We start from the raw sequence: 22,867 nt of genomic DNA on the forward strand, positions 1-22,867 counted from the left end.
ATTGTGAAATGTGCGACGCCAGCGCGGCGTGTCGTGTCGCGAGTTTCACTCTCGGGGGAGTTCAGCCGGTCGGGACCACGTCGGGCGCGTCCTCCATGTCGCCGGTCTCCCCGGCTTGCGCGGCACGACGACCGAAGTAGCCGATGTAGGACAGAAACACCGCCTCGGCGATGATCCCGACGGCGATCCGAACAAACGTCGGCAACGGCGACGGTGTCACCACCGCCTCGATCAGACCTGCGACCAGAAACACACCCACCAAGCCCACCGCGACCGACACGACACCACGTCCTTGCTCGGCGAGGACCTGTCCGCGCGGGCGGTTGCCTGCAGATATCACCGACCACCCCAGCCGCATCCCAATCGCCGCGGCGAGAAAGACGGCCGTCAGCTCCAGCAGCCCGTGCGGAAGAAGCAGGCCCAGCAGGAAATCGCCCTTCCCCGCCTGGAACATCAGCCCGGCGATCAGTCCGACGTTGGCGGCGTTATCGAAGAGCACCAGCGGTATCGGCAGCCCCAGCACAACAGACATCGCGATGCACGTGGTAGCCACCCAGGAGTTGTTCACCCAGACCTGCAGAGCGAACGACGCGGCCGGGTGCTCGCTGTAATAGGACTGGACGTCATGGCTGACCAATTCGTCTATCTCAGTGGGCGTCCCGATCGCGGACTGCACCTCGTGACTGCCGGCCACCCAGAACCCGATCAGCACCACGACGGCGAAAAACGCCACCGCAGTCGCCAGCCACCACCGCCAGGTACGGTAGGCCACGACCGGGAACGACACTGTCCAGAACCGAATGAACGTACGGGTCAGCGGTGCGTGCGCGCCTGTGACCGCGGACCGAGCCCGCGCGACTAGACTCGACAGCCGACCGGTCATCAACTGGTCCGACGAAGCCGATCTGAGCATCGACAGATGCGTGGACACACGCTGATATAGCTCGACGAGTTCGTCGATTTCGGCTCCGCTCAGTGAATGGCGCTTCTTGATCAAGTGGTCGAGCCGGTCCCACGTGCCGCGGTTGGTCAGCAAGAACGCGTCGACGTCCACCCTGCGCAGCCTACCTAAGCCGCCGAGCGTGAGCGGTGGCCAATGCCGAGTGCAGCAGAGCACCGCACCAAAGCCTGTAGCGTTTGTTGGTATGTCGGAGGTGGTGACCGGCGACGCCGTGGTGCTCGACGTACAGATCGCCCAGTTGCCGGTGCGCGCGGTCAGCGCGGTCATCGATATCACCATAATATTCATCGGCTACATCCTCGGTCTGATGCTGTGGGCGACCGCCCTGACCCAGTTCGACGAAGCCTTGACCACCGCATTCCTGATCATCTTCACGGTGCTGGCGCTGGTCGGCTATCCCCTGGTCTGGGAAACCGCAACGCGGGGCCGATCAGTGGGGAAGATCGTGATGGGTCTGCGGGTGGTGTCAGACGACGGTGGCCCGGAGCGGTTCCGGCAGGCGCTGTTTCGCGCGTTAGCGTCGGTGGTGGAGATCTGGATGCTGCTCGGGAGCCCCGCCGTGATCTGCAGCATGTTGTCGCCAAAAGCCAAGCGAGTCGGCGACGTCTTCGCGGGCACGGTCGTTGTCAGCGAACGTGGTCCGCGGTTGGGGCCGCCGCCGGTGATGCCACCGTCGCTGGCCTGGTGGGCGTCGTCGCTGCAATTGTCTGGGCTTACCGCCGGCCAAGCCGAGGTTGCACGTCAATTTCTGGTGCGGGCACCGCAACTCGATCCTGCGCTACGCGAGCAGATGGCCTACCGGATCGCCGGTGATGTGGTTGCCCGCATCGCTCCGCCGCCGCCACCCGGAGTTCCACCACAGTTGGTCCTGGCCGCCGTCCTCGCCGAACGACACCGGCGTGAACTGTTGCGACTGCGTCCCACGCTGCCTCCCGCAGGACAGGCGCCATGGGCCCAAATGGCGCCTCATCGGGGTTGGCCGCCCGGTTTGTCCGGCGCCACGCCGTGGTCTCCTCAGCAGCCGGTGATCCCCTGGCCGGAGCCAGATCCGCCACCGCAAGCCGCTCCCTGGCCGCAGCAGGCGCCGGACGGCCCGGGATTCTCGCCGCCGGGCTAGCAGCTAGTCTTCGCTGCGCCGGATCCCCCGAGCGTGCGGACATGTTCAGGCGCACAGCGAAAGCTAGGACACGTCAACCCAATCCAGGGTCCGCTGCACCGCCTTGCGCCAGCCGGCATAACCCGCGGCACGCTCGTCGTCGTCCCACGTCGGTGTCCACCGCTTGTCCTCTCGCCAGTTGGCCCGCAGATCGGACGGAGCCGCCCAGAACCCGACCGCCAAGCCCGCCGCGTAGGCCACACCTAGTGCGGTGGTCTCGGCGACCACCGGCCGCACCACATCCACACCCAACACGTCGGCCTGGATCTGCATACACAGGTCGTTGCCGGTGATCCCGCCATCCACCTTCAACACCTGCAGGCGAACACCGGAGTCTGCTTCCATGGCGTCCACCACATCGCGGCTCTGGTAGCAGATCGCCTCCAGCGTTGCGCGCGCCAGGTGCGCGTTGGTGTTGAACCGCGACAACCCGACGATCGCGCCGCGCGCATCGGACCGCCAGTATGGCGCGAACAGCCCGGAAAACGCCGGCACGAAATACATGCCGCCGTTGTCGGGGACCTGGCGGGCCAGCGCCTCACTCTGTGCGGCGCCGCTGATGATGCCCAGCTGATCGCGTAGCCACTGCACCGCCGAGCCGGTCACCGCGATCGAACCTTCAAGCGCGTACACGGGTTTAGCGTTCCCGAATTGGTAGCACACCGTGGTTAGCAGGCCGTTATTCGATCGCACGATCGTTTCACCGGTGTTCAGCAGCAGAAAATTGCCGGTCCCATAGGTGTTTTTCGCCTCCCCTGGGGCCAGACAGACTTGACCGACCATGGCCGCATGCTGATCACCGAGAACTCCGGTGATCGGCACCTCACCGCCGACAGGCCCGGTCGCCAGCGTGACACCGTAAGGCTCCGACGGCGCCGACGATGCGATCTCGGGCAGCATGGCCCGAGGTATCGAAAACAACGACAACAGCTCGTCGTCCCAGTCCAGCGTCTCTAGATCCATCAACATGGTCCGGCTGGCGTTGGTTACATCGGTGACATGCACACCCCCCCGCGGCCCGCCGGTCAGATTCCACAACACCCAGGTGTCCGGTGTGCCGAACAATGCGTCGCCGTTCTCGGCGGCCGCGCGGACTCCATCGACATTTTCCAGGATCCACTGCAGCTTGCCGCCAGAGAAATAAGTTGCCGGCGGCAGGCCCGCCTTGCGGCGGATCAGGTTTCCACGACCGTCTCGATCCAGCGCCGACGCGATGCGGTCGGTGCGGGTATCCTGCCATACAATCGCGTTGTAGTAGGGCCGTCCGGTGTGCCGATTCCATACCAGCGTCGTCTCACGTTGGTTGGTAATCCCCAACGCGGCAATATCTTTCGGCGATAGGTTGGTGGCGTTGAGCACCGAGATCAACACCGACGCGGTGCGCTCCCAGATCTCGACCGGGTTGTGCTCCACCCAGCCGGCCCGGGGCAGGATCTGCTCGTGCTCGAGCTGGTGGCGGGCCACCTCGGCACCGTGGTGATCGAAGATCATGCAGCGGGTGCTGGTGGTGCCCTGGTCGATGGCGGCTATGAAATCCGAGGACTCGGCCAATTGCTCTCCTAGGATGGCGTCGGACACTGCATGTAATCGTCCATGATGGTCCACCGCAGCGGCGGGTCCGACGCCGTCAGCCGGAGAAGGGGTCGCGAATTCTAATGCCCTCGAACTTGCGGAAGTCGCGGTCGTGACTCCAGATCGTGGCGATGCCGTGATGGCGCATGAGCGCGACGAGGTGGGCGTCGGGAACCAGATTGCCTCGCGGCTTGACCGGGTCGGCTACTCGCCGATAGACGGGCCAGAATCCGTTGGCCTCGCCGACCTGCCGCACGTGCGGTCGTGAGGTGAATTGCTCGATGTTTTCGACGGCGACCTCAGGCGCCAGCGGCGCACCCAACAACGTCGGATGGGTGACAACCCGTAGATAACCCAGCGCGACGGGCCACAATAGATATACCAGCCCTGGCCCAGCCAGGAATCGCTCAACGAGCGTCTTCGCCTTATCGTGAAACGGGCTGGCTCGGTGCGTCGCATGGACCAGAACATCGACGTCAAAGGTTTCGCTCACCCACGGTCCAAAATCGCCCAAACAGCGTCCTTGTCGTCAAGATCCACACGGGGCCGCAAGTCGGCAGTCGACCAGCGGATGTCAACGTTTGGAGGAGGCTCGGCCGCCAGAGCTTGCGCAAGCAATTCGGAGGCGAGCTGCCCTAACGTTTTGCGCTCCTCGCGCTGGCGTCGTTTCAACGCCCGCAGTATGTCGTCATCGAGGTCGATCGTAGTGCGCATACATCAGATGCTAACTCGATATGCATCTGATGCGAACGATCTCACCCTTCTTGCGCTGCCGGCACGAAACCTGTTGCATCAGCAATGTGGGCGAAGAGGTAACGCGCACCACATATAGCCGCGAACATCAGCGCGAGTACCGGCGCAAGGTGCGGCTGTGCTTGGACGTCTTCGAGACCATGCTTGCGCAGACCAGGTTCGAGGCCGACCGGCCACTCACCGGCATGGAGATCGAATGCAACCTCGTCGACGCCGACTACCAGCCGGCCATGTCGAACCGCTATGTGCTGGATGCCATCGCCGACCCGGCGTACCAGACCGAATTAGGCGCTTACAACATCGAATTCAATGTTCCGCCTCGCCCGCTACCGGGACGCACTTGCCTAGAGCTGGAGGACGAAGTCCGCGCCAGCCTCAACGATGCCGAGACCAAGGCCAGCTGCAGCGGAGCTCACATCGTGATGATCGGCATCTTGCCCACACTGATGCCAGAGCATCTGACCGACGGCTGGATGAGCGCATCAGCGCGTTATGCGGCTCTCAACGAGTCGATTTTCAAGGCCCGCGGCGAGGATATCCCCATCAACATCGCCGGCCCGGAACCGCTGAGCTGCCATGCCGGATCCATCGCACCCGAATCCGCTTGCACCAGTGTGCAATTACATTTGCAGCTAGCACCGGCGGATTTTCCGGCTAACTGGAATGCGGCTCAGGTACTGGCCGGACCGCAGTTAGCACTAGGTGCCAACTCGCCCTATTTCTTCGGCCACCAGCTGTGGTCGGAAACCCGCATCGAGCTGTTCACACAGTCCACTGATGCCCGTCCCGAGGAGCTGAAATCGCGAGGGGTGCGCCCCCGGGTATGGTTTGGCGAACGCTGGATCACCTCCGTCCTCGACTTGTTTCAGGAAAACATCCGCTACTTCCCCACCCTGCTACCCGAGGTGTCCGACGAGGACCCCCTCGCAGAGCTTTCGGCTGGACGCATCCCACACCTGTCCGAATTGCGGCTGCATAACGGCACGGTGTACCGGTGGAACCGGCCGGTGTACGACGTGGTCGACGGGCGCCCGCATCTGCGGCTGGAGAACCGGGTGCTACCCGCCGGGCCGACGGTCGTTGACATGCTGGCGAATCATGCCTTCTACTACGGCGCACTACGCGGTCTGTCCGAGGCCGACCCCCCATTGTGGACGCAGATGAATTTCGCTGCGGCACAAGCGAATTTCCTGGCAGCCGCCAGGTACGGCATGGACGCCCAGTTGGATTGGCCGGGCTTGGGCGAGGTGACGACGCGGGAGTTGGTGTTGGGCACGTTGTTGCCAATGGCACACGAGGGACTGCGGCGGTGGGGTGTCGACGCGGAGGTACGCGACCGGTTCCTGGGTGTCATCGGCGGTCGCGCCCAGACCGGCCGCAACGGCGCGCGCTGGCAGGTCGCCACCGTGGCGGCCCTACAAGACGGCGGGCTGACCCGGCCCGCGGCACTGGCTGAGATGCTGCGCCGGTACTGCGAGCACATGCACAGCAACGAACCCGTGCATACCTGGGACACGTAGTCCACGAGTAGGTTGGGAGCCATGACCGACGAGGTAATGGACTGGGACAGCGCCTACCGTGAGCAAGGCGCCTTCGAGGGGCCGCCGCCGTGGAACATCGGTGAACCCCAGCCTGAGCTGGCAACGCTGATCGCGGCCGGCAAGGTCCGCAGTGACGTGCTAGACGCCGGATGCGGATACGCCGAACTGTCATTGGCCCTTGCCGCCGACGGCTACACCGTGGTCGGCATCGACCTCACGCCCACCGCCGTCGCGGCTGCCACCAAGGCCGCTGAGGAGCGCGGTTTGACCACGGCCAGCTTCGTGCAGGCCGACATCACGGAGTTCGCGGCTTATCCAGCCGGCTCCGCCGGCCGCTTTTCCACGGTGATCGACAGCACCCTGTTTCATTCGCTGCCGGTGGACAGCCGCGACCGCTATCTGAGCTCGGTGCACCGCGCGGCGGCCCCGGGCGCCAGCTATTACGTGCTGGTCTTCGCCAAGGGCGCCTTCCCCGCCGAGCTGGAAGTCAAGCCAAACGAAGTCGACGAGGACGAGTTGCGTGCCGCGGTGAGCAAATACTGGAAGATCGACGAAATCCGGCCCGCCTTCATTCATGTCAATCCGGTCACGATTCCGCCCCAGCTGGCCGGAGCGCCAGTCGAATTCCCGCCATACGATCACGACGAGAAGGGTCGGGTGAAGTTCCCCGCCTATCTACTCACCGCCCACAAGGCCGGCTGAGGCTAACGTTCGCCGCTGGTCGCCGCGGTCGCCGCGACCAACGCCTCGGCGAAGGCGTCCAGGTCATCGGCGGTGTTGTCCACGTGCGGCGAGATCCGCAGCACCGGCGCCGGCAGTTCCAGCGGTGCCCGCTCCACTCCGGCGTAGGTGGTCACGATCCGCCGCTGCGAGAGCAACCAGGCCCGCACCGCTGCCGGGTCGGCGCCGTCGATCGGCGCCAGGGTGGTGATCGCGCTAGGCTCGTCGACCGCTTCGACCACCCGCCAACCGGACACATCGGCGAGTACGGTCCTGGCGATGTCGCCCAGCTCAGCCAAGCGTGCCCGAATAGCCTGCGGCCCGCACGCCAGATGCTCACCGAGTGCGACCGAAAACCCCACTCGCGCAGCTACATTGGCTTCGCCAAATCCGAGTTGTTGGGCCACTGTCAGCGGCGGCATCCAGTCTGGCGCGGGCAGCCTCGCACGTAACCGCTCCATCAGCTCAGGACGAACCGCCAGCACCCCAACTCCGCGGGGCCCGGCGATCCACTTGCGCGACGAGGCATACGTGACGTCGGCACCCACCGCACAATCCACGTGGCCCAGGCCCTGCGCGGCATCCACGACCAGCGGCAGTTTCAGCTCGGTGCACAGTTGCGCCACCATCGCCAGCGGCTGTGCGACGCCACGGTGGCTGGCCACCACGGTCAGGTGCACTAGGTCGGGCGGGTCGTCGGCCAACATGAAGGCCGCGTCGTCGAGCGCTACCCTGCCGTCCTGCAGAGTTGGTAACGGACGCACGTCGAAGCCATGGGCGGCCATCACAGCCAGGTTCGGCCCGTATTCGCCGGGCAAGCAAGCCAGCGTCCGGTTCTCCCCAGGCCAGCTGCCCAGCAGCAGATCCAACGCGTGCAGCGAGCCGGTGGTGAACACCACCTCGGCGTCGGGCAGGCCGCTCAGTGCGGCGACCGCCGCACGTCCGGCGTCGAGCACGGCGGCGGCGGCCTCAGCCGCGACATAACCGCCAACCTCGGCCTCGTGCCGCGCGTGCTGGGCTGCGGCGTCGAGTGCGGCGAAACTCTGGCGCGAACAGGCCGCGCTGTCCAGGTGTAGCCCCGCGACGGGCGGGCGCGCTGCCCGCCATCGGTCGGCCAGCGAATCGCCGGCGGGGCTGTTTGCGCCGCTTCTCCTCATCGCTTCGTCCTGCATCGTCGCCGGCGCGGCTCACTTGGCGGCCAGCGACAGGCCAAAGTCACCGGCTTCATCGGTCCACCATCGGATGCGATGCAGTCCGGCCGCGGCCAACTCGGCACCGACCGCTTGCGGCCGGAACTTGCACGAGACCTCGGTCAACATCTCCTCCCCGGCGTCGAAGTCGACGGTCAGGTCCAGTGCACCGACCCGTACCCGCTGGCGACCGTCGGCACGCAACCACATCTCAATCCGCTCTTCTGCGCTGTTCCAACGGGCGACGTGCTGGAAGGCATCGACGTCGAAATCCGCTTCGAGTTCCCGGTTGATCACGGCAAGCACGTTGCGATTGAACTGAGCCGTCACCCCGCCAGGATCGTCGTAGGCGCGCACCAGCCGGGCCGCGTCCTTGACCAGGTCGGTGCCCAGCAGCAGGCTATCGCCCGGCCGCATTACCCCGGCCAGGGCCGTCAGGAACTGCGCGCGCGGCCCGGGCGTGAGGTTGCCGATCGTGGACCCCAAGAACACAAACAGGCGCCGTCCTCCCCTGGGAATCTCGGTTAAATGCTCCTCGAAATCCCCACAAACAGCGTTGATTTCGACACCACTGTATTCACGCTGAATTGCGGTCGCAGTTGCCGACAGCACGCTGGCGTCGACGTCGAACGGGACGAATCTGCGCAGCGATCCCCGGTGGCGCAACGCATCCAGCAGCATCCGGGTCTTCTCCGAGGTGCCGCTACCCAACTCGACCAAAGTATCGGCCCGGCAGGCGGAAGCCACTTCGGCCGATCTGGCCCGTAGGATTTCGGCCTCGGCTCGGGTCGGGTAGTACTCCGGCAACCGGGTGATCTGATCGAACAGTTCACTACCCACCGTGTCGTAAAACCACTTGGGCGGTAACGATTTCGGTGTCTTCTGCAGGCCAGAGTACACATCGCGGCGCAACGCCAGATGCCCCGCATCCTCGCCCAGATGGTTGGCAACCGACACTCTCATCGAGGTCCTTTCGCGCGGTCCAATGCGGTCAGCGTGACACCCTTTTGGGTTACCTCCACCAGGTGGCGGTCCGGCACGTCGCCCCAACCGGAGTCGTCGTCGTATGGTTCGCTGGCCAGCACCACCCCGTCGGCGCGCCGCAGGATGGACAGCGTGTCTCCCCAGGTGGTCGCGATGAGCCGGGAACCGTTGGCCGCCAAGATGTTTAGTCGGGCATTTGGGTCGGCCGCGCCGACCTTGACAATGGTGTCTCCCAGAGCGTCCAGACCGTGAGCGAAGATGGTGGCCGCGAGTATCGCGCTGTCACAGACCGATTCGGCCGCCGGGCCCGCCGGCAACACGGCACGATCAACCACACCGTTGTGCGCTAGCAACCAGTGCCCATCGGTGAACGGCGGGGTCGCGCTGACTTCGATCGGCATACCGACAGTCGCCGAGCGCACCGCGGCGAGGATGCAGTGACTACGCAGCGCCGGCGCCACCGAGTGAAACGACGTGTCCCCCCACAGCGGAGCCGGGCTGCGCCAACGCCGGGGAATGGCACCGTCGAAGAAGCCGACACCCCAACCGTCGGCGTTCATCAGCCCGTGCTTTTGCCGACGCGGCGCATATGACTGCACCCGCAGACCCTGCGGCGGGTCCAGCACCAACGAAGAAACCGCGACCTGTGCCCCGAGCCACCCCAGGTGACGACACATCAGATGTCCCACGCCAACCGGACACCGGCAAAGATCTGGCGGCGATACGGGTGATCCCAGTTGCGGAAGCTGGGCCGCAGGATGGCCGGCTCCACCGCCCACGAGCCGCCGCGTAGCACGCGATAGTCGCCGCCGAAGAACGGCTGTGAGTACCGCTCATAGACCATCGGGACGAACCCCGGCCAGGGCCGCAACGGCGAGGTGGTCCACTCCCAGACATCGCCCAGCATCTGCTCGGCCCCGCACGCCGATGCCCCGGCCGGGTAGGCACCCACCGGCGCGGGGCGCAGCGTTTGACCGCCCAGGTTGGCATAGGTGTCTGTGGGCTCCTCGGTTCCCCACGGGTAGCGGCGGCGGGAACCAGTCGCCGGATCCCACGCGCAAGCCTTCTCCCACTCCACCTCGGTGGGCAACCGCGCGCCTGCCCAGGCGGCGTACGCCTCGGCCTCAAAGTAGCTGACATGCTGCACCGGCTCATCGGCGGGAATGTCCTCGACGTGCCCGAACCGGGTCCGCGTCCGCCCGCCCGACCTCCAGAATTGCGGAGCGGTCAGCCCCGCGCGCTGGCGGTGCTGCCAGCCACGTTCCGACCACCACCGCGACTGGGTGTAACCGCCGTCGTCGATGAAGTCTTGCCATTCACCGTTGGTGACCGGAACCCGGCCGATCCGGAATGCGGGCACGTCGACGACGTGAGCCGGACGTTCGTTGTCCAATGAGCACGGTTCGTCCGCGGCGTCCACGCCCAGCACGAACGGGCCGCCGGCTACCAGCACCGACGTTCCGGCCATCCTCGGCCGTCCGGCGGGCAGGGCGGAAGTCGCGGCCAACAGTGGCGAGCCGGTCCGTAGGTTCAAGGCCTGCAGCATGGTTTCGTCGTGCTGGTTTTCGTGGCTGATCACCATCGCGAACACGAAGCTGTCGCCGTCTTCAGGTAGAGCGGCAAGGGCATCCAGCGCAGCGGAGCGCACCGTTGCGCAGTAGGACCGCGCCCGCGCCGGGGACAGCAACGGCAGTTCCACGCGACTGGCGCGGGAATGCTCGAAGGCGTCGTAGAGACCCTCGACCGCCGGCGGCAAAAGCCCGGGCTGGCCTGGGTCGCCGCCGCGTAGCAGCCACAACTCCTCCTGCTGACCGATGTGTGCCAGGTCCCACACCAGCGGGCTCATCAACGGGTCATACTGGCAGCAAAGCTCGGCATCGTCGAAGTCGACCAGCCGCAACGTCCGCGCCCGCGCCCGCGCCAGATGACAAGCCAGCTGCTCGGGTGAAGTCACGACGCCCCGTGCATCATCCCGGTGACGGCTGACGCGATGCCGCCCGCGATCACCCGGTCGGAGAAATCGTCTGCCGGGCAAACACCCCTGTCGACGTGGTCCACCAACCGCTGCATCGCGCCGATGAGTTCAGTCGGTACCCGCCGCGCGGCGATGGCCAGGCATCTGTTGGCTGCCAGGTAGAGCCGCCGGTCGGCCAGGCCGATCCGGGCCGCGGTGTCCCAGGCCGTGGCCACCGGTTCGACCGCGTCGACCGCCAAATCTGCCGCCACCGGGTCGTCGAGCAGCGTCACCAAGGTGAACACCACCGCGGGCCACACCTCGTCGGGCACGCTGTCGAGGTAGCGAATTTCCAGCCATTGCCGAGGACGCACCGGCGGGAACAACGTTGTCAGGTGGTAAACCAGGTCGGCGACGGTAGCGCGGCGACCGTCCAGCAGCACCCGACCGTCAACCCAGTCGGTGAAGGGCACGTAGTCCGTCACCGCACGGGTGTCTTGAGTGTCCGGGCTTCGCACCATCATCACCGGCGCCTTCAAGGCATACTTAGCCCAGTCGATGCCGGGGTGGTCGCCACTGGCACCAAGAATGGGGCCGCAGCGCGCGGAGTCCATCTGGCCCCACACCCGCTGCCGGGTGGACTGCCAGCCGGAAAACCGGCCGCCCAGCATCGGGGAGTTGGCGGCAATCGCGATCATCGTCGGCCCCAAGGCGTGCGCCAGGCGGACTCGCTCAGCCCATCCTTCCTGCGGTCCGGCATCCAGATTGACCTGGATCGCGGCTGTCGAGGTCATCATCGCCGCACCCGGCACTCCGCTATGGCTGGCGGCGAAAAACTGCTCCATGGCCCGATAGCGTGCGCCCGGATTGACCCGCACCGGCGACCGCAGCGGGTCTGCACCCAGGAAGACCAAACCCAGCCCGGCATTGGCAAGCGCCGACCGTAGCACCGCCTGATCGCGCGTCATGGCACCGATGGCTGCCAGCACGCCGTCGGCGGGCGGTCCGGACAGTTCGACGGCACCACCGGGCTCCACGCTGACCACGCTGCCGCCCGGCAGCGGACTGAGCCATTCGAGAACCTCGGTGATCTCTTCCCAGCTGGGCCGGCGAAACGGATCGGCCGGGTCGAAGCAGTGCGCCTCCATCTCCAGACCGACGCGTCCCAACGGACCATCGACGAGGCAGCCGTCCGCGATGTATTCCGCGGCGGCCGATGAATCGGTGATCTCGACGTCGTCCGGGGCAGCGTTATCCAGCTGCGAGGCCGCGGCGGTCATGGCGGCAAGCGTCATATCACGATCCCTCCGGGCCCGGCGCATGCCTAAAACATGCCCTGCGGACCGTTGGTTGCGCAGCTACCAGAACGATAGCCGCCACCGGTTTATCCTGCCGACCGCCCCGCCGCGCGAATGAACTGGCCAACTCAGCCCAGTGTGTTCTGCATTGCCCCGGCCAGCACGTTGACCGCGGGACCGGCGTTGCCGGACTGACAGACCTTGGCCTGCAGCAATACGTTTTCGCGCAGCCTGGTTTGAACAAAGCATCGTCGATCGGTGCCGGCCTCTTGTTTGGTCCAGGCCTCGTCGGTGCCGGTCGACGGCCCACCGGCGAACGACCACACCTGCGTCGTCCCGTCGTCCAGGTGGATCGCGGTGGTCTGCCCCGAGCAGCCCACGGTTCGGTCGACAACGCGGTGAAACGCCCGGTCTGCGGCATCGTTGCTGGCGAATACCCCAACCGCCTGCTTGACCAGGTGGGTTTGGTCGGTGGCGGACGTCTGCGTGGTAGCGCCGTTGAACGACGCCAGGTCGGGATCGTCGTACACCTCGGGCAGCCCGATGTCCACCCAGTTGTTGCACGCCGGTAGTTCGACCCAAAACGCCTGGAACGGCCTGGTGAACACCGCCTCCCACCCCATTGGGGCGCCGACGATGTTGCCGACCGACCCCTTTCCGAGCACCGCGTAGGACACAACCCCGGGCTCCGACGGGTGTGCGTCGGCAACAGGTACCGCGAACCCTGCTATGACGGCTAGACCGATGCTCACCACCGCGGCGGCGATTCGCATGGAGCTAGACCTTGGCCGAGATGTCGACGTCGATGTTGCCCATGGGTCACGATCATGCCAACATGGCCGACCAAACAGAAGGCCCTTTTCTTGAACGAGTCAAGAAAAGGGGCTGGTGCGCCCGGCCGCTAGGGGCGCGCCGGCGCGGTGGTGGGACCCGGACCAGTCGGACCAACAGCCGGGCCACCCGGGCCTCCAGGGAAACCGGGGCCCATGCCTGGGGGAGGGGGTCCGCCGGGGAACCCGAACACCCATCCCATCCCTGGACCGGGGGCAACGGGACCGACGGGGCGGAACATGCCGTGGTGGTAATAGCGGTGGTAAGGGCATTTCCCCTGCCCGAGAACCAACGCGCCAGAGAAGAAGATGACTGCGACGGTGAAAACAATTCCGGCCACGATCACCACCCACGCTGCGGCCCGGTAGAGCCTGGGCGGCTTTTCCTGCTGCGGCGATGGCGGCGGTGAAGTTGTGGCGGCGGACGGCGGTGGCGCTGCGGGTTGGGGTGTCTCGGTCATCTTTTGAATATCGCTCGGCCGGCAACCACCGTAAAGGGTTGCGGTTACAAACGTGCCATGAACTGGTGCAGCCCGGTGCCTTGGGTGGACACCGGGCTGCTGGTTGTCGGTTACGGAGCGGGTGTCGCGGGAGGACTGACGGACGACGGCACCTGGCCGGGCCCGCCCGGGCCTGGGCCGGGACGCACTGCCGCGGGCCCACCGTGCGGACTGCCCGGTCGCAGCATCATCGCCGGGTGCTGGTGGTGTTGCCGGTGGTGGAAGCCGCCGTGACCGGCATGCTTGCCGAGGATATAGCCGGTGAAGAAGATGACCGCCACGATGAACACGGTTCCGGCGGCAATGGCTACCCACGCCGCGGCTTTGAACACCTTGGGGGTCTGGTGAGGCGGTGGTGTTGGGGTTTCAGATGTTTCACTCATGTGTCGCATGATGCCTTGGCAAACAGTAACGCGACTATGCGTCCCTTATGTAGCAGCTGTGAGCGCGCGGGCTGGGTATCGGCCCGGGACACCACCATGGCTGCGTCTCGGTGTCAGAGCACCAGAGCTACGGGTCTGACCAGGGCTTGAACGGGTTGACCGCGAACTGAATCACCCGGTACGGCCCATTCTGCCGGGCCCGAGTGTCCCACTGGCTGACGAAGATCCGCAGTTCGTCGATGGTGGACCCGGGCGAGATGTAGCCGCCATACGGTTGTGCGAGTCGATTGTCGTAGGGCGGTGGCAGGCTTTCCGCCGGCTCCGGCCACTCGTCGTGGCGCACCACCGTGGTCACCGGGGCGGCGCCCAGCGACGTCGGGTGGTGTGCCACCCGAACCTCCATGTTGCCGGTGCTGGCGTTGAAATACGACAGCACCGTCTGGCCGTCGATCTGACGGATGCTCATCTCGCCGAGCTGGTCGGGCCAGAGCGGAGTCGGCGGCTTGTTCCAACCGCCGTCGGGGCCGCCCGCCCAGCCCTGCCAGCGGGACCGGTCGGTGAACGATTCCGGGGTGGCCCGATACAGCACCGCCGGCTCCCCACGGGTGAAGCTGTCGGCCACGATGTAGACCCACCCAGTTGGCGAATCGGGCGTGGGAACCGGGTCGTAGTATCCGCTGATCTGTGTCTGCCGGCCGTCCTGGTAGGCGGCGTTGCGCCTGGACCCCGACACGGTCTGCCAGCCGCCGCGCGCCGCCTCGGCCCGCACCAGGCGGGAATTCTGCGGCTGCAGGTCCTTGGTGGTGGTCACCATCAGGTAGTTGCGGCGGTTGATCTGCACCACACCGGCGGGCAGCTGTGAGTCTCCAGGCGGCGTGGGATCGGCCAGCAGCGGCGTGCCGACGCCGGTGACACCGGTGTAGCGCACCCCGGCCGGATCGTCGATCGACTCGGTGTCGACGTGCAGCGCGACCGGCGCATACCAGCCACCGAACCCGACACCCTGACCGGCGAAGCTGTCCCCGCACACCTGCAGCAGTTGACTGGGGAATTCCACGAACTCGCACAGGTCGGTGGCACCGATGCCGTAGTCCCCGGTGGGGGTTCCGGTACCGGCCGTCGGACCGATTCGCAGCACTTGACCGGGCGCCAGCGGCGGCAGGATGGGCCGGGGCGCCGGCGCCGGCGGATCGGCGCGTGCATACCAAACACATTGCGGGACAAGGAAAGACACTACCAGCGAGCACCGCACGACCCAGGCGGAGCACACCCGCATATCACAAGTCGGCGGTCAGCAGCTCGGCGATCTGGATGGTGTTCAGCGCCGCCCCCTTGCGCAGGTTATCCCCCGACACGAACAGCGCCAGACCACGCCCGTCGGGCACCCCCGGGTCGCGCCGGATCCGGCCGACCAGAGATTCGTCGACACCGGCGGCGGCCAGCGGCGTCGGCACGTCGACCAGCTGCACGCCCGTAGCACCGTCGAGCAGCTCGCGCGCCCGCTCCGGCGAGAGCGGCTGCGCGAACTCGGCGTTGATCGACAAAGAGTGTCCGGTGAACACCGGAACCCGCACACAGGTGCCGCTGACCAACAGGTCGGGGATGCCAAGGATCTTGCGGCTCTCGAAGCGCAACTTTTGATCCTCGTCTGTCTCGCCGGAGCCGTCGTCCACCAGGGATCCGGCCAGCGGCACCACGTTGAACGCGATCGGGGCGACGTAGGTGTTCGGCGGCGGGAACTCGAGCGCGCCGCCGTCATACACCAGCTGCTCGGCCCCACCGATGACCGCACGCGCCTGCTCGGCCAGCTCGGCCACCCCGGCCAGGCCGCTACCGGACACCGCCTGATACGACGAGACCACCAACCGCACCAGTCGGGCTTCGTCGTGCAGCACCTTGAGCACCGGCATCGCGGCCATGGTGGTGCAGTTCGGGTTGGCGATGATGCCCTTAGGCCGGCGGTGCGCGTCGCGTTCAAAGTTCACCTCGGACACCACCAACGGCACGTCGGGGTCCTTACGCCACGCCGACGAGTTGTCGATCACCGTGACTCCGGCCGCCGCAAAGCGGGGCGCCTGCACCTTCGACATGGCCGAGCCGGCGGAGAACAACGCGATATCCAGCCCGCTCGGGTCGGCCGTCTCGGCGTCTTCCACTTCGATCTCCTGGCCGCGGAAGGCCAGCTTGCGGCCCTGCGATCGGGCCGACGCGAAGAACCGCACCGCGCTCGCCGGGAAATCCCGCTCGTCGAGCAACGTGCGCATGACCTGACCCACCTGACCGGTGGCCCCCACGATCCCTATTGACAGGCCCATCTACCGTCCCGTCCCCGCGTACACCGTGGCCTCCTCGTCGCCGCCGAGCCCGAACGCTTCATGCAGCGCGACCACGGCCTTGTCCAGTTCGGTGTCGCGGCACAACACCGAGATCCTGATCTCCGAGGTGGAGATCAGCTCGATGTTGACCCCCACCGCCGCCAGCGCCTCACAGAACGTCGCGGTGACCCCGGGGTGGCTGCGCATGCCGGCACCGATCAGCGATACCTTGCCGATGTGGTCGTCGTACAGCAGCTGTGAGAAGCCGATCTCGTTTCTGAGCGAGTCCAGTTTTTCCACGGCGGCGGGCCCGACGTCGCGGGAGCAGGTGAAGGTGATGTCGGTCTTGCCGTCCTCGACCTTGGAGACGTTCTGCAGCACCATGTCGATGTTGACGTCGGCGTCGGCCACCGCCCTAAACACCTTGGCCGCATACCCGGGGATGTCGGGCAGCCCGACGATGGTCACCTTGGCCTCGCTGCGGTCGTGCGCGACTCCGGTCAGGATGGGGTCTTCCATGGGTACGTCCTTGATCGATCCGACAACGACGGTGCCCGGTCTGTCCGAGTACGACGACCGGACGTGCACCGGAATATTATGGCGGCGAGCGTATTCCACGCAGCGCAGCATCAGCACCTTGGCGCCGCAGGCCGCCATCTCGAGCATTTCCTCGAAGGTCACGGTGTCGAGCTTTCGGGCGTTGCGCACGATGCGCGGGTCGGCGCTGAAGATGCCGTCCACGTCGGTGTAGATCTCACAGACATCGGCACCCAGCGCGGCGGCCATGGCGACGGCGGTGGTGTCCGAGCCGCCGCGGCCCAACGTCGTGACATCCTTGGTGTCCTGGCTGACCCCTTGGAATCCGGCCACCAAAACGACCCGCCCCTCCTCAAGGGCGGTTTGCAGCCGCCCCGGCGTGACGTCGATGATCTTGGCGTTGCCGTGGGTGCCGGTGGTGATCACCCCGGCCTGCGAACCGGTGAACGACCGGGCATGCGCGCCGAGCGACTCGATGGCCATGGCCACCAACGCATTCGAGATGCGTTCACCGGCGGTAAGCAGCATGTCCAGCTCCCGAGGCGGCGGCGCCGGGCACACCTGCTGAGCCAGATCCAGCAGGTCGTCGGTGGTATCCCCCATGGCAGAGACGACGACGACGACGTCATTGCCTTGCTTCTTGGTGGCGACGATGCGTTCGGCGACGCGGCGAATCCGTTCGGCGTCGGCCACCGAGGATCCGCCGTACTTCTGCACGACGAGCGCCACTGTTTCCCTTTCCGGGGAAGATTGGAGACAGGTCCAGAATAGGGGGCGCGCCGGCCTGCGCTGACTCTGCGTCCACCACGGGAATGTGCGAGTAGCCCACACGGTGGACGCAGAGTCAACGTGTAAAGTGCTTCATGTGCAGCGGGTGCTCCTCCTCGGACGCCGCGACGGGGTCTGATCCAGACCGGCTTCCCGTCGCGGGACGTTCGCGATGCGCCGGTCTGAGGTTCCTTCTCACCATCCCGGAGCAACTACCGTGACAACTTCTGAATCGCCCGACGCCTATACCGAGTCGTTTGGGGCCCACACCATCGTGAAACCCGCCGGCCCACCTCGCGTCGGTCAGCCCTCGTGGAATCCGCAGCGAGCCTCGTCGATGCCGGTCAACCGCTACCGGCCGTTCGCCGAGGAGGTCGAGCCCATCCGGCTGAGAAACCGCACGTGGCCTGATCGCGTCATCGATCGTGCGCCGCTGTGGTGCGCGGTCGACTTACGCGATGGCAACCAGGCGCTGATCGACCCGATGAGCCCGGCCCGCAAGCGCCGCATGTTCGACCTGCTGGTCCGGATGGGCTACAAGGAGATTGAGGTGGGGTTCCCCTCGGCCAGCCAGACCGACTTCGACTTCGTCAGAGAGATCATCGAGCAGGGCGCCATTCCCGACGACGTCACCATCCAGGTGCTCACCCAATGCCGTCCCGAGCTGATCGAGCGCACCTTCCAGGCGTGTTCGGGCGCACCCCGGGCCATCGTGCACTTCTACAACTCGACGTCAATCCTGCAGCGCCGCGTGGTCTTTCGCGCCAACCGGGCTGAGGTGCAGGCCATCGCGACAGATGGGGCGCGCAAGTGCGTCGAGCAGGCCGCCAAATACCCGGGCACGCAGTGGCGATTCGAGTACTCCCCGGAGTCCTACACCGGCACCGAACTGGAATACGCCAAACAGGTGTGCGACGCCGTCGGCGAGGTCATTGCGCCGACGCCGGAGCGCCCGATCATCTTCAACCTGCCCGCCACGGTGGAGATGACGACGCCCAATGTCTACGCCGACTCGATCGAGTGGATGAGCCGCAACCTAGCCAACCGGGAGTCGGTCATCCTGAGCCTGCACCCGCACAATGACCGCGGAACCGCCGTCGCCGCAGCGGAATTGGGTTTCGCGGCCGGGGCTGATCGGATCGAGGGCTGCCTGTTCGGCAACGGCGAGCGCACCGGCAACGTGTGCCTGGTCACGCTGGGACTCAACCTGTTCTCCCGAGGTGTGGACCCGCAGATCGACTTCTCCAATATTGACGAGATCCGGCGCACGGTGGAGTACTGCAACCAGCTGCCGGTGCACGAACGTCACCCCTATGGCGGCGACCTGGTGTACACCGCGTTCTCCGGTAGCCACCAGGACGCCATCAACAAGGGCCTAGACGCGATGAAGCTGGATGCGGATGCCGCCGACTGTGACGTCGACGACATGCTGTGGCAGGTGCCGTATCTGCCCATCGACCCGCGCGATGTCGGGCGCACCTACGAGGCGGTGATCCGGGTCAACTCGCAGTCCGGCAAGGGCGGCGTGGCCTACATCATGAAGACCGACCACGGCCTTTCCCTGCCGCGGCGGCTGCAGATCGAGTTTTCCCAGGTAATCCAGAAGATCGCAGAGGGTACAGCAGGCGAGGGTGGCGAGGTCTCGCCCAAGGAGATGTGGGATGCGTTCGCCGAGGAGTATCTGGCCCCGGTGCGGCCTTTGGAGCGGATAAGGCAACATGTGGACGCTGCCGACGACGACGGCGGCACGACCAGCATCACGGCGACCGTCAAGATCAACGGCGTGGAGACCGAGATCAGCGGGTCCGGTAACGGTCCGTTGGCCGCGTTCGTCCATGCGCTGGCCGATGTCGGGTTTGACGTGGCCGTGCTGGACTACTACGAGCACGCGATGAGCGCCGGCGACGACGCTCAGGCCGCCGCGTATGTGGAGGCCTCCGTGACGATCGCGAGCCCGGCGCAGCCGGGCGAAGCGGGTCGGCACGCATCGGACCCCGTGACGATCGCGAGCCCGGCGCAGCCGGGCGAAGCGGGTCGGCACGCATCGGACCCCGTGACGAGTAAGACGGTGTGGGGTGTCGGTATCGCACCGTCAATCACCACCGCGTCGCTGCGCGCCGTGGTGTCGGCGGTCAACCGGGCGGCACGCTAGGACGGCGCTGAACTAGGGTCGGGGTCCGCGGCATGATTTTTCGCAGTGACGTTCCGCTCGCCGTTTCAGAACAACGCTAACTGCTTTTCGACGGGAGCGACGTCGGTGAAGTCCTCCACGCTGGCGCCCCCGACGACGGCACCGATGCACTCCATGAATCGCGCTTCAGGCATCACCGGAACCCCCAGCTGCAGGGCGTGATAGCCCTTGCCGTGTTCGGGGGCGGTCGCGTTGCAGACCACCAGTGAGGTATCCCGGTCTACGACGTCGCTGTAGGCCAGCCCGGCGTGCAGAATCCGTTCGACGAGTTCCTCGTGGGTCCGTTTTACCTCGGCCGCCAGCCCCACCCGCATGCCCTGGACCAGCGGGCGGCCCTGGACATACCGGCCCGGGTTGAGGTAGGGGCAGGCCATCCGGGCTGCCACGGCCTTCAGCGGTCGCAGCTCGTCGTGAGTCACCCGGCCGTTGGGCCACCGGCGCCGTGTCACCGGGTGCACCGGCAGCCAGACGTCGAGTTCGCGCGCACTCTCTAGGGCAGCTGCCAGTATCCCGGTCAATACCCGGACGTCGTCGAATGCATCGTGCGGCCGTTGCTGGGGCACACCCCAATGCGCGGCAAGTGTCTCCAGCCGCAGATTGTCGACGCCAAGCTGCAGCCGGCGGGCCAGCTCGACCGTGCACATGACGAAGTCAACCGGGAGTTCGGCCTCGGCGATCTCGGCCTCCGCAGCGAGAAACGCATAGTCGAACGCGACATTGTGCGCGACCAGAGTGCGCCCGCGCAGCACGTCGACAACCTCACCGGCGATATCGGCGAACTGTGGCTGGCCATCGAGCATGGCGGCGGTCAGGCCGTGCACGTGGGTGGGGCCCGGGTCCACCTTGGGATTTAGCAGGCTGACCACGGATTGCTCTAGTCGGCCGGCGGCGTCCAGGCCGAGCACCGCAAGGCTGATGATCCGGGCCTGGCCCGGCCGAAAGCCCGAGGTCTCGACGTCGATGACGGCCCAACCCCGATCCTGGTGGCTGGCTGGCCGTCCCCAGGTGTGGCTCACAAGACGAGGATGACACGTCCGAGCGACATCACCTGGTCGCTACGCATCGTGTCGGCCCGTAAAACCCGGACGCGGGCGACCCGCCGCACCCGGCGACAAGCGCCGAGCTTGCGATCGCCCTGAATCCAACGCGGGCGACCCGCCGCACCCGGCGACAAGCGCCGAGCTTGCGATCGCCCTGAATCCAACGCGGGCGACCCGCCGCACCCGGCGACAAGCGCCGAGCTTGCGATCGCCCGTAAACTGCCCGGGTGGTAACCACCCGGGCACGCCTGGCCCTAGCCGCCGGCGCGGGCGCACGCTGGGCGTCGCGGGTCACCGGTCGCGGCGCCGGAGCGATGATCGGCGGTCTGGTCGCCATGACCCTGGACCGCTCGATCCTGCGCCAACTCGGGATGGGCCGGCGCACCGTCGTCGTCACCGGCACCAACGGCAAGTCGACCACCACACGGATGACCGCGGCCGCGCTGGGCACGTTGGGAGCCGTGGCCACCAACGCCGAGGGCGCCAACATGGACGCCGGCCTGGTGGCCGCGCTCGCCGCTCACCGCGACGCCGAGCTGGCGGTGCTGGAAGTCGACGAGATGCACGTACCGCACATCTCCGATGCCGTCGATCCCGCCGTCGTCGTCTTGCTCAACCTCTCCCGAGACCAGCTGGACCGGGTCGGCGAGATCAACGTCATCGAACGCACACTGCGGGCCGGGCTGGCCCGGCACCCCGACGCTGTCGTGGTCGCCAACTGCGACGACGTGCTGATGACCTCGGCCGCCTACGACAGCCCCAACGTCGTTTGGGTGGCTGCCGGCGGCGCGTGGTCAAACGATTCGGTCAGCTGCCCGCGCAGCGGCGAGGTCATCGTTCGCAAGGCCCCCTCTCAGGAAGACCACTGGTACTCCACCGGCGCCGACTTCAAGCGGCCCGCCCCGCACTGGTGGTTCGACGACGCCACGCTGTATGGGCCCGACGGGCTGGCGCTGCCGATGCGGCTGGCACTGCCAGGCTCGGTGAATCGCGGCAACGCCGCCCAAGCCGTGGCCGCCGCAGTCGCCCTCGGCGCCGATCCGGCTGTGGCCGTCGCCGCCGTCTGCCAGGTCGACGAGGTCGCCGGACGCTACCGGACCGTTCGTATCGGCGCGCACCAAGCCCGGATCCTGCTGGCCAAAAACCCGGCCGGCTGGCAGGAAGCGCTGGCGATGGTCGACAAGCATGCAGACGGGGTGGTCATCGCGGTCAACGGGCGGGTTCCTGACGGCGAGGACCTGTCCTGGTTGTGGGACGTGCGCTTCGAGCACTTCGAGAAGACCCGAGTGGTAGCCGCTGGGGAGCGCGGCACCGATTTGGCGGTTCGCCTCGGATATGCAGGCGTCGAGCACACCCTGGTGCACGACACCGTGGCCGCCATCGCCTCATGCCCACCCGGGCGGGTGGAGGTCGTCGCCAACTACACCGCGTTCCTGCAGCTGCAACGAGCATTGGCGCGTCGTGGCTGATTCTGTGGTGCGGATCGGGCTCGTGCTGCCCGACGTGATGGGCACCTACGGCGACGGCGGCAACGCCGTGGTGCTACGACAGCGGCTGCTGCTGCGCGGCATCGCCGCCGAGATCGTCGAGATCACGCTGGCCGATCCAGTGCCGGATTCGCTGGACCTCTACACGCTGGGCGGAGCGGAGGACTACGCGCAGCGGCTGGCCACCCGGCACCTACGTCGATATCCGGGCCTGCAACGCGCGGCGGGCCGGGGTGCTCCAGTATTGGCGATCTGCGCGGCCATCCAGGTGCTTGGGCACTGGTACGAGACGTCGTCGGGAGACCGGGTCGACGGCGTGGGGTTGCTGGATGTGACCACGTCACCGCAGGATGCGCGCACCATCGGCGAGTTGGTCAGCAAGCCGTTGCTGGCCGGTTTGACCCAACCCTTGACCGGTTTTGAGAACCACCGCGGCGGCACCGTCCTCGGGCCCGGAACGTCGCCCTTGGGCGCGGTGGTCAAGGGAGCCGGCAACCGGGCCGGCGACGGTTTTGATGGCGCGGTTGCGGGCAGCGTGGTCGCGACCTACATGCACGGGCCGTGCCTGGCCCGCAACCCGGAGCTTGCCGACCTGCTGCTGAGCAAGGTGGTTGGTGAGCTGGCGCCGCTGGATTTGCCCGAGGTGGACCTGCTGCGCCGCGAACGGCTATCCGCGCGTTAGGTGGG

The 22,867-nt window shown here is 66.6% G+C and carries 22 protein-coding genes; 6 read left to right on the plus strand and 16 right to left on the minus strand.

The features are described from left to right. Positions 1-61 precede the first annotated feature (61 nt). Positions 62-1,054: a transmembrane protein gene (locus Rv3694c; protein ID NP_218211.1), complete on the minus strand. Its 993-nt coding sequence runs from the start codon at positions 1,052-1,054 to the stop codon at positions 62-64. Positions 1,055-1,145: 91 nt separating this feature from the next. On the opposite strand from Rv3694c, the gene Rv3695 reads away from it, so the two are divergent. Further along, positions 1,146-2,078: a membrane protein gene (locus Rv3695; RefSeq protein NP_218212.1), complete on the plus strand. Its 933-nt coding sequence runs from the start codon at positions 1,146-1,148 to the stop codon at positions 2,076-2,078. Between the two features lie 63 nt (positions 2,079-2,141). Here Rv3695 and glpK read toward each other — a convergent pair whose 3' ends face one another. From glpK to vapB48, 3 genes are read right to left on the minus strand one after another with little or no spacing between them, the layout of a single operon-like run. Further along, complete coding sequence (gene glpK / locus Rv3696c) at positions 2,142-3,695, minus strand: glycerol kinase (RefSeq protein ID NP_218213.1); 1,554 nt, start codon at positions 3,693-3,695, stop codon at positions 2,142-2,144. A gap of 49 nt (positions 3,696-3,744) precedes the next feature. After that, complete coding sequence (vapC48, locus tag Rv3697c; protein ID NP_218214.1) at positions 3,745-4,182, minus strand: ribonuclease VapC48; 438 nt, start codon at positions 4,180-4,182, stop codon at positions 3,745-3,747. Further along, the gene (gene vapB48 / locus Rv3697A; RefSeq protein ID YP_007412423.1) at positions 4,179-4,403 is read right to left on the minus strand and encodes an antitoxin VapB48; all 225 of its coding nucleotides are present in this window, start codon (positions 4,401-4,403) and stop codon (positions 4,179-4,181) included. The genes vapC48 and vapB48 overlap by 4 nt, the downstream gene beginning before the upstream one ends. Positions 4,404-4,432: 29 nt before the next feature. On the opposite strand from vapB48, the gene Rv3698 reads away from it, so the two are divergent. Both Rv3698 and Rv3699 read left to right on the plus strand, forming a co-directional pair. Further along, positions 4,433-5,962 carry a hypothetical protein gene (locus tag Rv3698; RefSeq protein NP_218215.1) on the plus strand — a complete coding sequence of 510 codons (1,530 nt, stop codon included), beginning with the start codon at positions 4,433-4,435 and terminating at the stop codon, positions 5,960-5,962. A gap of 21 nt (positions 5,963-5,983) precedes the next feature. Next, complete coding sequence (locus tag Rv3699) at positions 5,984-6,685, plus strand: hypothetical protein (protein NP_218216.1); 702 nt, start codon at positions 5,984-5,986, stop codon at positions 6,683-6,685. A gap of 2 nt (positions 6,686-6,687) precedes the next feature. Here Rv3699 and egtE read toward each other — a convergent pair whose 3' ends face one another. From egtE to ask, 11 genes are all read right to left on the minus strand, one after another. Then, positions 6,688-7,860: a pyridoxal-phosphate-dependent protein EgtE gene (egtE, locus tag Rv3700c; RefSeq protein ID NP_218217.1), complete on the minus strand. Its 1,173-nt coding sequence runs from the start codon at positions 7,858-7,860 to the stop codon at positions 6,688-6,690. 30 nt (positions 7,861-7,890) lie between these two features. Continuing rightward, positions 7,891-8,856 carry a histidine-specific methyltransferase EtgD gene (gene egtD, locus Rv3701c; RefSeq protein NP_218218.1) on the minus strand — a complete coding sequence of 322 codons (966 nt, stop codon included), beginning with the start codon at positions 8,854-8,856 and terminating at the stop codon, positions 7,891-7,893. Beyond that, positions 8,853-9,554: an amidohydrolase EgtC gene (gene egtC, locus Rv3702c; RefSeq protein ID NP_218219.1), complete on the minus strand. Its 702-nt coding sequence runs from the start codon at positions 9,552-9,554 to the stop codon at positions 8,853-8,855. Before egtC ends, egtD begins: the two co-directional genes overlap by 4 nt. Continuing rightward, positions 9,554-10,831, minus strand: coding sequence for an iron(II)-dependent oxidoreductase EgtB (gene etgB, locus Rv3703c; RefSeq protein ID NP_218220.1), 1,278 nt, complete (start codon positions 10,829-10,831; stop codon positions 9,554-9,556). Before etgB ends, egtC begins: the two co-directional genes overlap by 1 nt. Continuing rightward, positions 10,828-12,126, minus strand: coding sequence for a glutamate--cysteine ligase (gshA, locus tag Rv3704c; protein ID NP_218221.1), 1,299 nt, complete (start codon positions 12,124-12,126; stop codon positions 10,828-10,830). The genes etgB and gshA overlap by 4 nt, the downstream gene beginning before the upstream one ends. A gap of 131 nt (positions 12,127-12,257) precedes the next feature. Further along, positions 12,258-12,902, minus strand: coding sequence for a hypothetical protein (locus Rv3705c; protein NP_218222.1), 645 nt, complete (start codon positions 12,900-12,902; stop codon positions 12,258-12,260). 128 nt (positions 12,903-13,030) lie between these two features. Beyond that, positions 13,031-13,420, minus strand: a complete 390-nt coding sequence (locus tag Rv3705A) for a hypothetical protein (protein YP_178006.1) — start codon at positions 13,418-13,420, stop codon at positions 13,031-13,033. Positions 13,421-13,530: 110 nt separating this feature from the next. Further along, a complete protein-coding gene (locus tag Rv3706c) occupies positions 13,531-13,851 on the minus strand; it encodes a hypothetical protein (RefSeq protein NP_218223.1) in 321 nt (106 codons plus the stop codon). A gap of 118 nt (positions 13,852-13,969) precedes the next feature. Further along, positions 13,970-14,980 carry a hypothetical protein gene (locus Rv3707c; RefSeq protein NP_218224.1) on the minus strand — a complete coding sequence of 337 codons (1,011 nt, stop codon included), beginning with the start codon at positions 14,978-14,980 and terminating at the stop codon, positions 13,970-13,972. A gap of 139 nt (positions 14,981-15,119) precedes the next feature. Further along, entirely contained in the window at positions 15,120-16,157 is a 1,038-nt protein-coding gene (asd, locus tag Rv3708c; protein NP_218225.1) for an aspartate-semialdehyde dehydrogenase, read from the minus strand. Next, on the minus strand, positions 16,158-17,423 hold the full coding sequence (gene ask / locus Rv3709c; protein NP_218226.1) for an aspartokinase: 1,266 nt from the start codon (positions 17,421-17,423) through the stop codon (positions 16,158-16,160). A gap of 256 nt (positions 17,424-17,679) precedes the next feature. Between ask and leuA the strand changes: the two genes are divergently transcribed. Then, positions 17,680-19,614: a 2-isopropylmalate synthase gene (gene leuA, locus Rv3710; protein ID NP_218227.3), complete on the plus strand. Its 1,935-nt coding sequence runs from the start codon at positions 17,680-17,682 to the stop codon at positions 19,612-19,614. A 65-nt stretch (positions 19,615-19,679) separates the two neighbouring features. On the opposite strand, the gene dnaQ is transcribed toward leuA, so the two are convergent. Further along, complete coding sequence (dnaQ, locus tag Rv3711c) at positions 19,680-20,669, minus strand: DNA polymerase III subunit epsilon (protein ID NP_218228.1); 990 nt, start codon at positions 20,667-20,669, stop codon at positions 19,680-19,682. Between the two features lie 251 nt (positions 20,670-20,920). Here dnaQ and Rv3712 point away from each other — a divergent pair, with 251 nt between their 5' ends. Both Rv3712 and cobQ2 read left to right on the plus strand, forming a co-directional pair. After that, positions 20,921-22,162: a ligase gene (locus tag Rv3712; protein ID NP_218229.1), complete on the plus strand. Its 1,242-nt coding sequence runs from the start codon at positions 20,921-20,923 to the stop codon at positions 22,160-22,162. Positions 22,163-22,166: 4 nt separating this feature from the next. Next, entirely contained in the window at positions 22,167-22,862 is a 696-nt protein-coding gene (cobQ2, locus tag Rv3713) for a cobyric acid synthase CobQ (RefSeq protein NP_218230.1), read from the plus strand. The last annotated feature ends 5 nt before the right edge of the window (positions 22,863-22,867 follow it).

Source organism: Mycobacterium tuberculosis H37Rv (assembly GCF_000195955.2).
Taxonomy (GTDB): domain Bacteria; phylum Actinomycetota; class Actinomycetes; order Mycobacteriales; family Mycobacteriaceae; genus Mycobacterium; species Mycobacterium tuberculosis.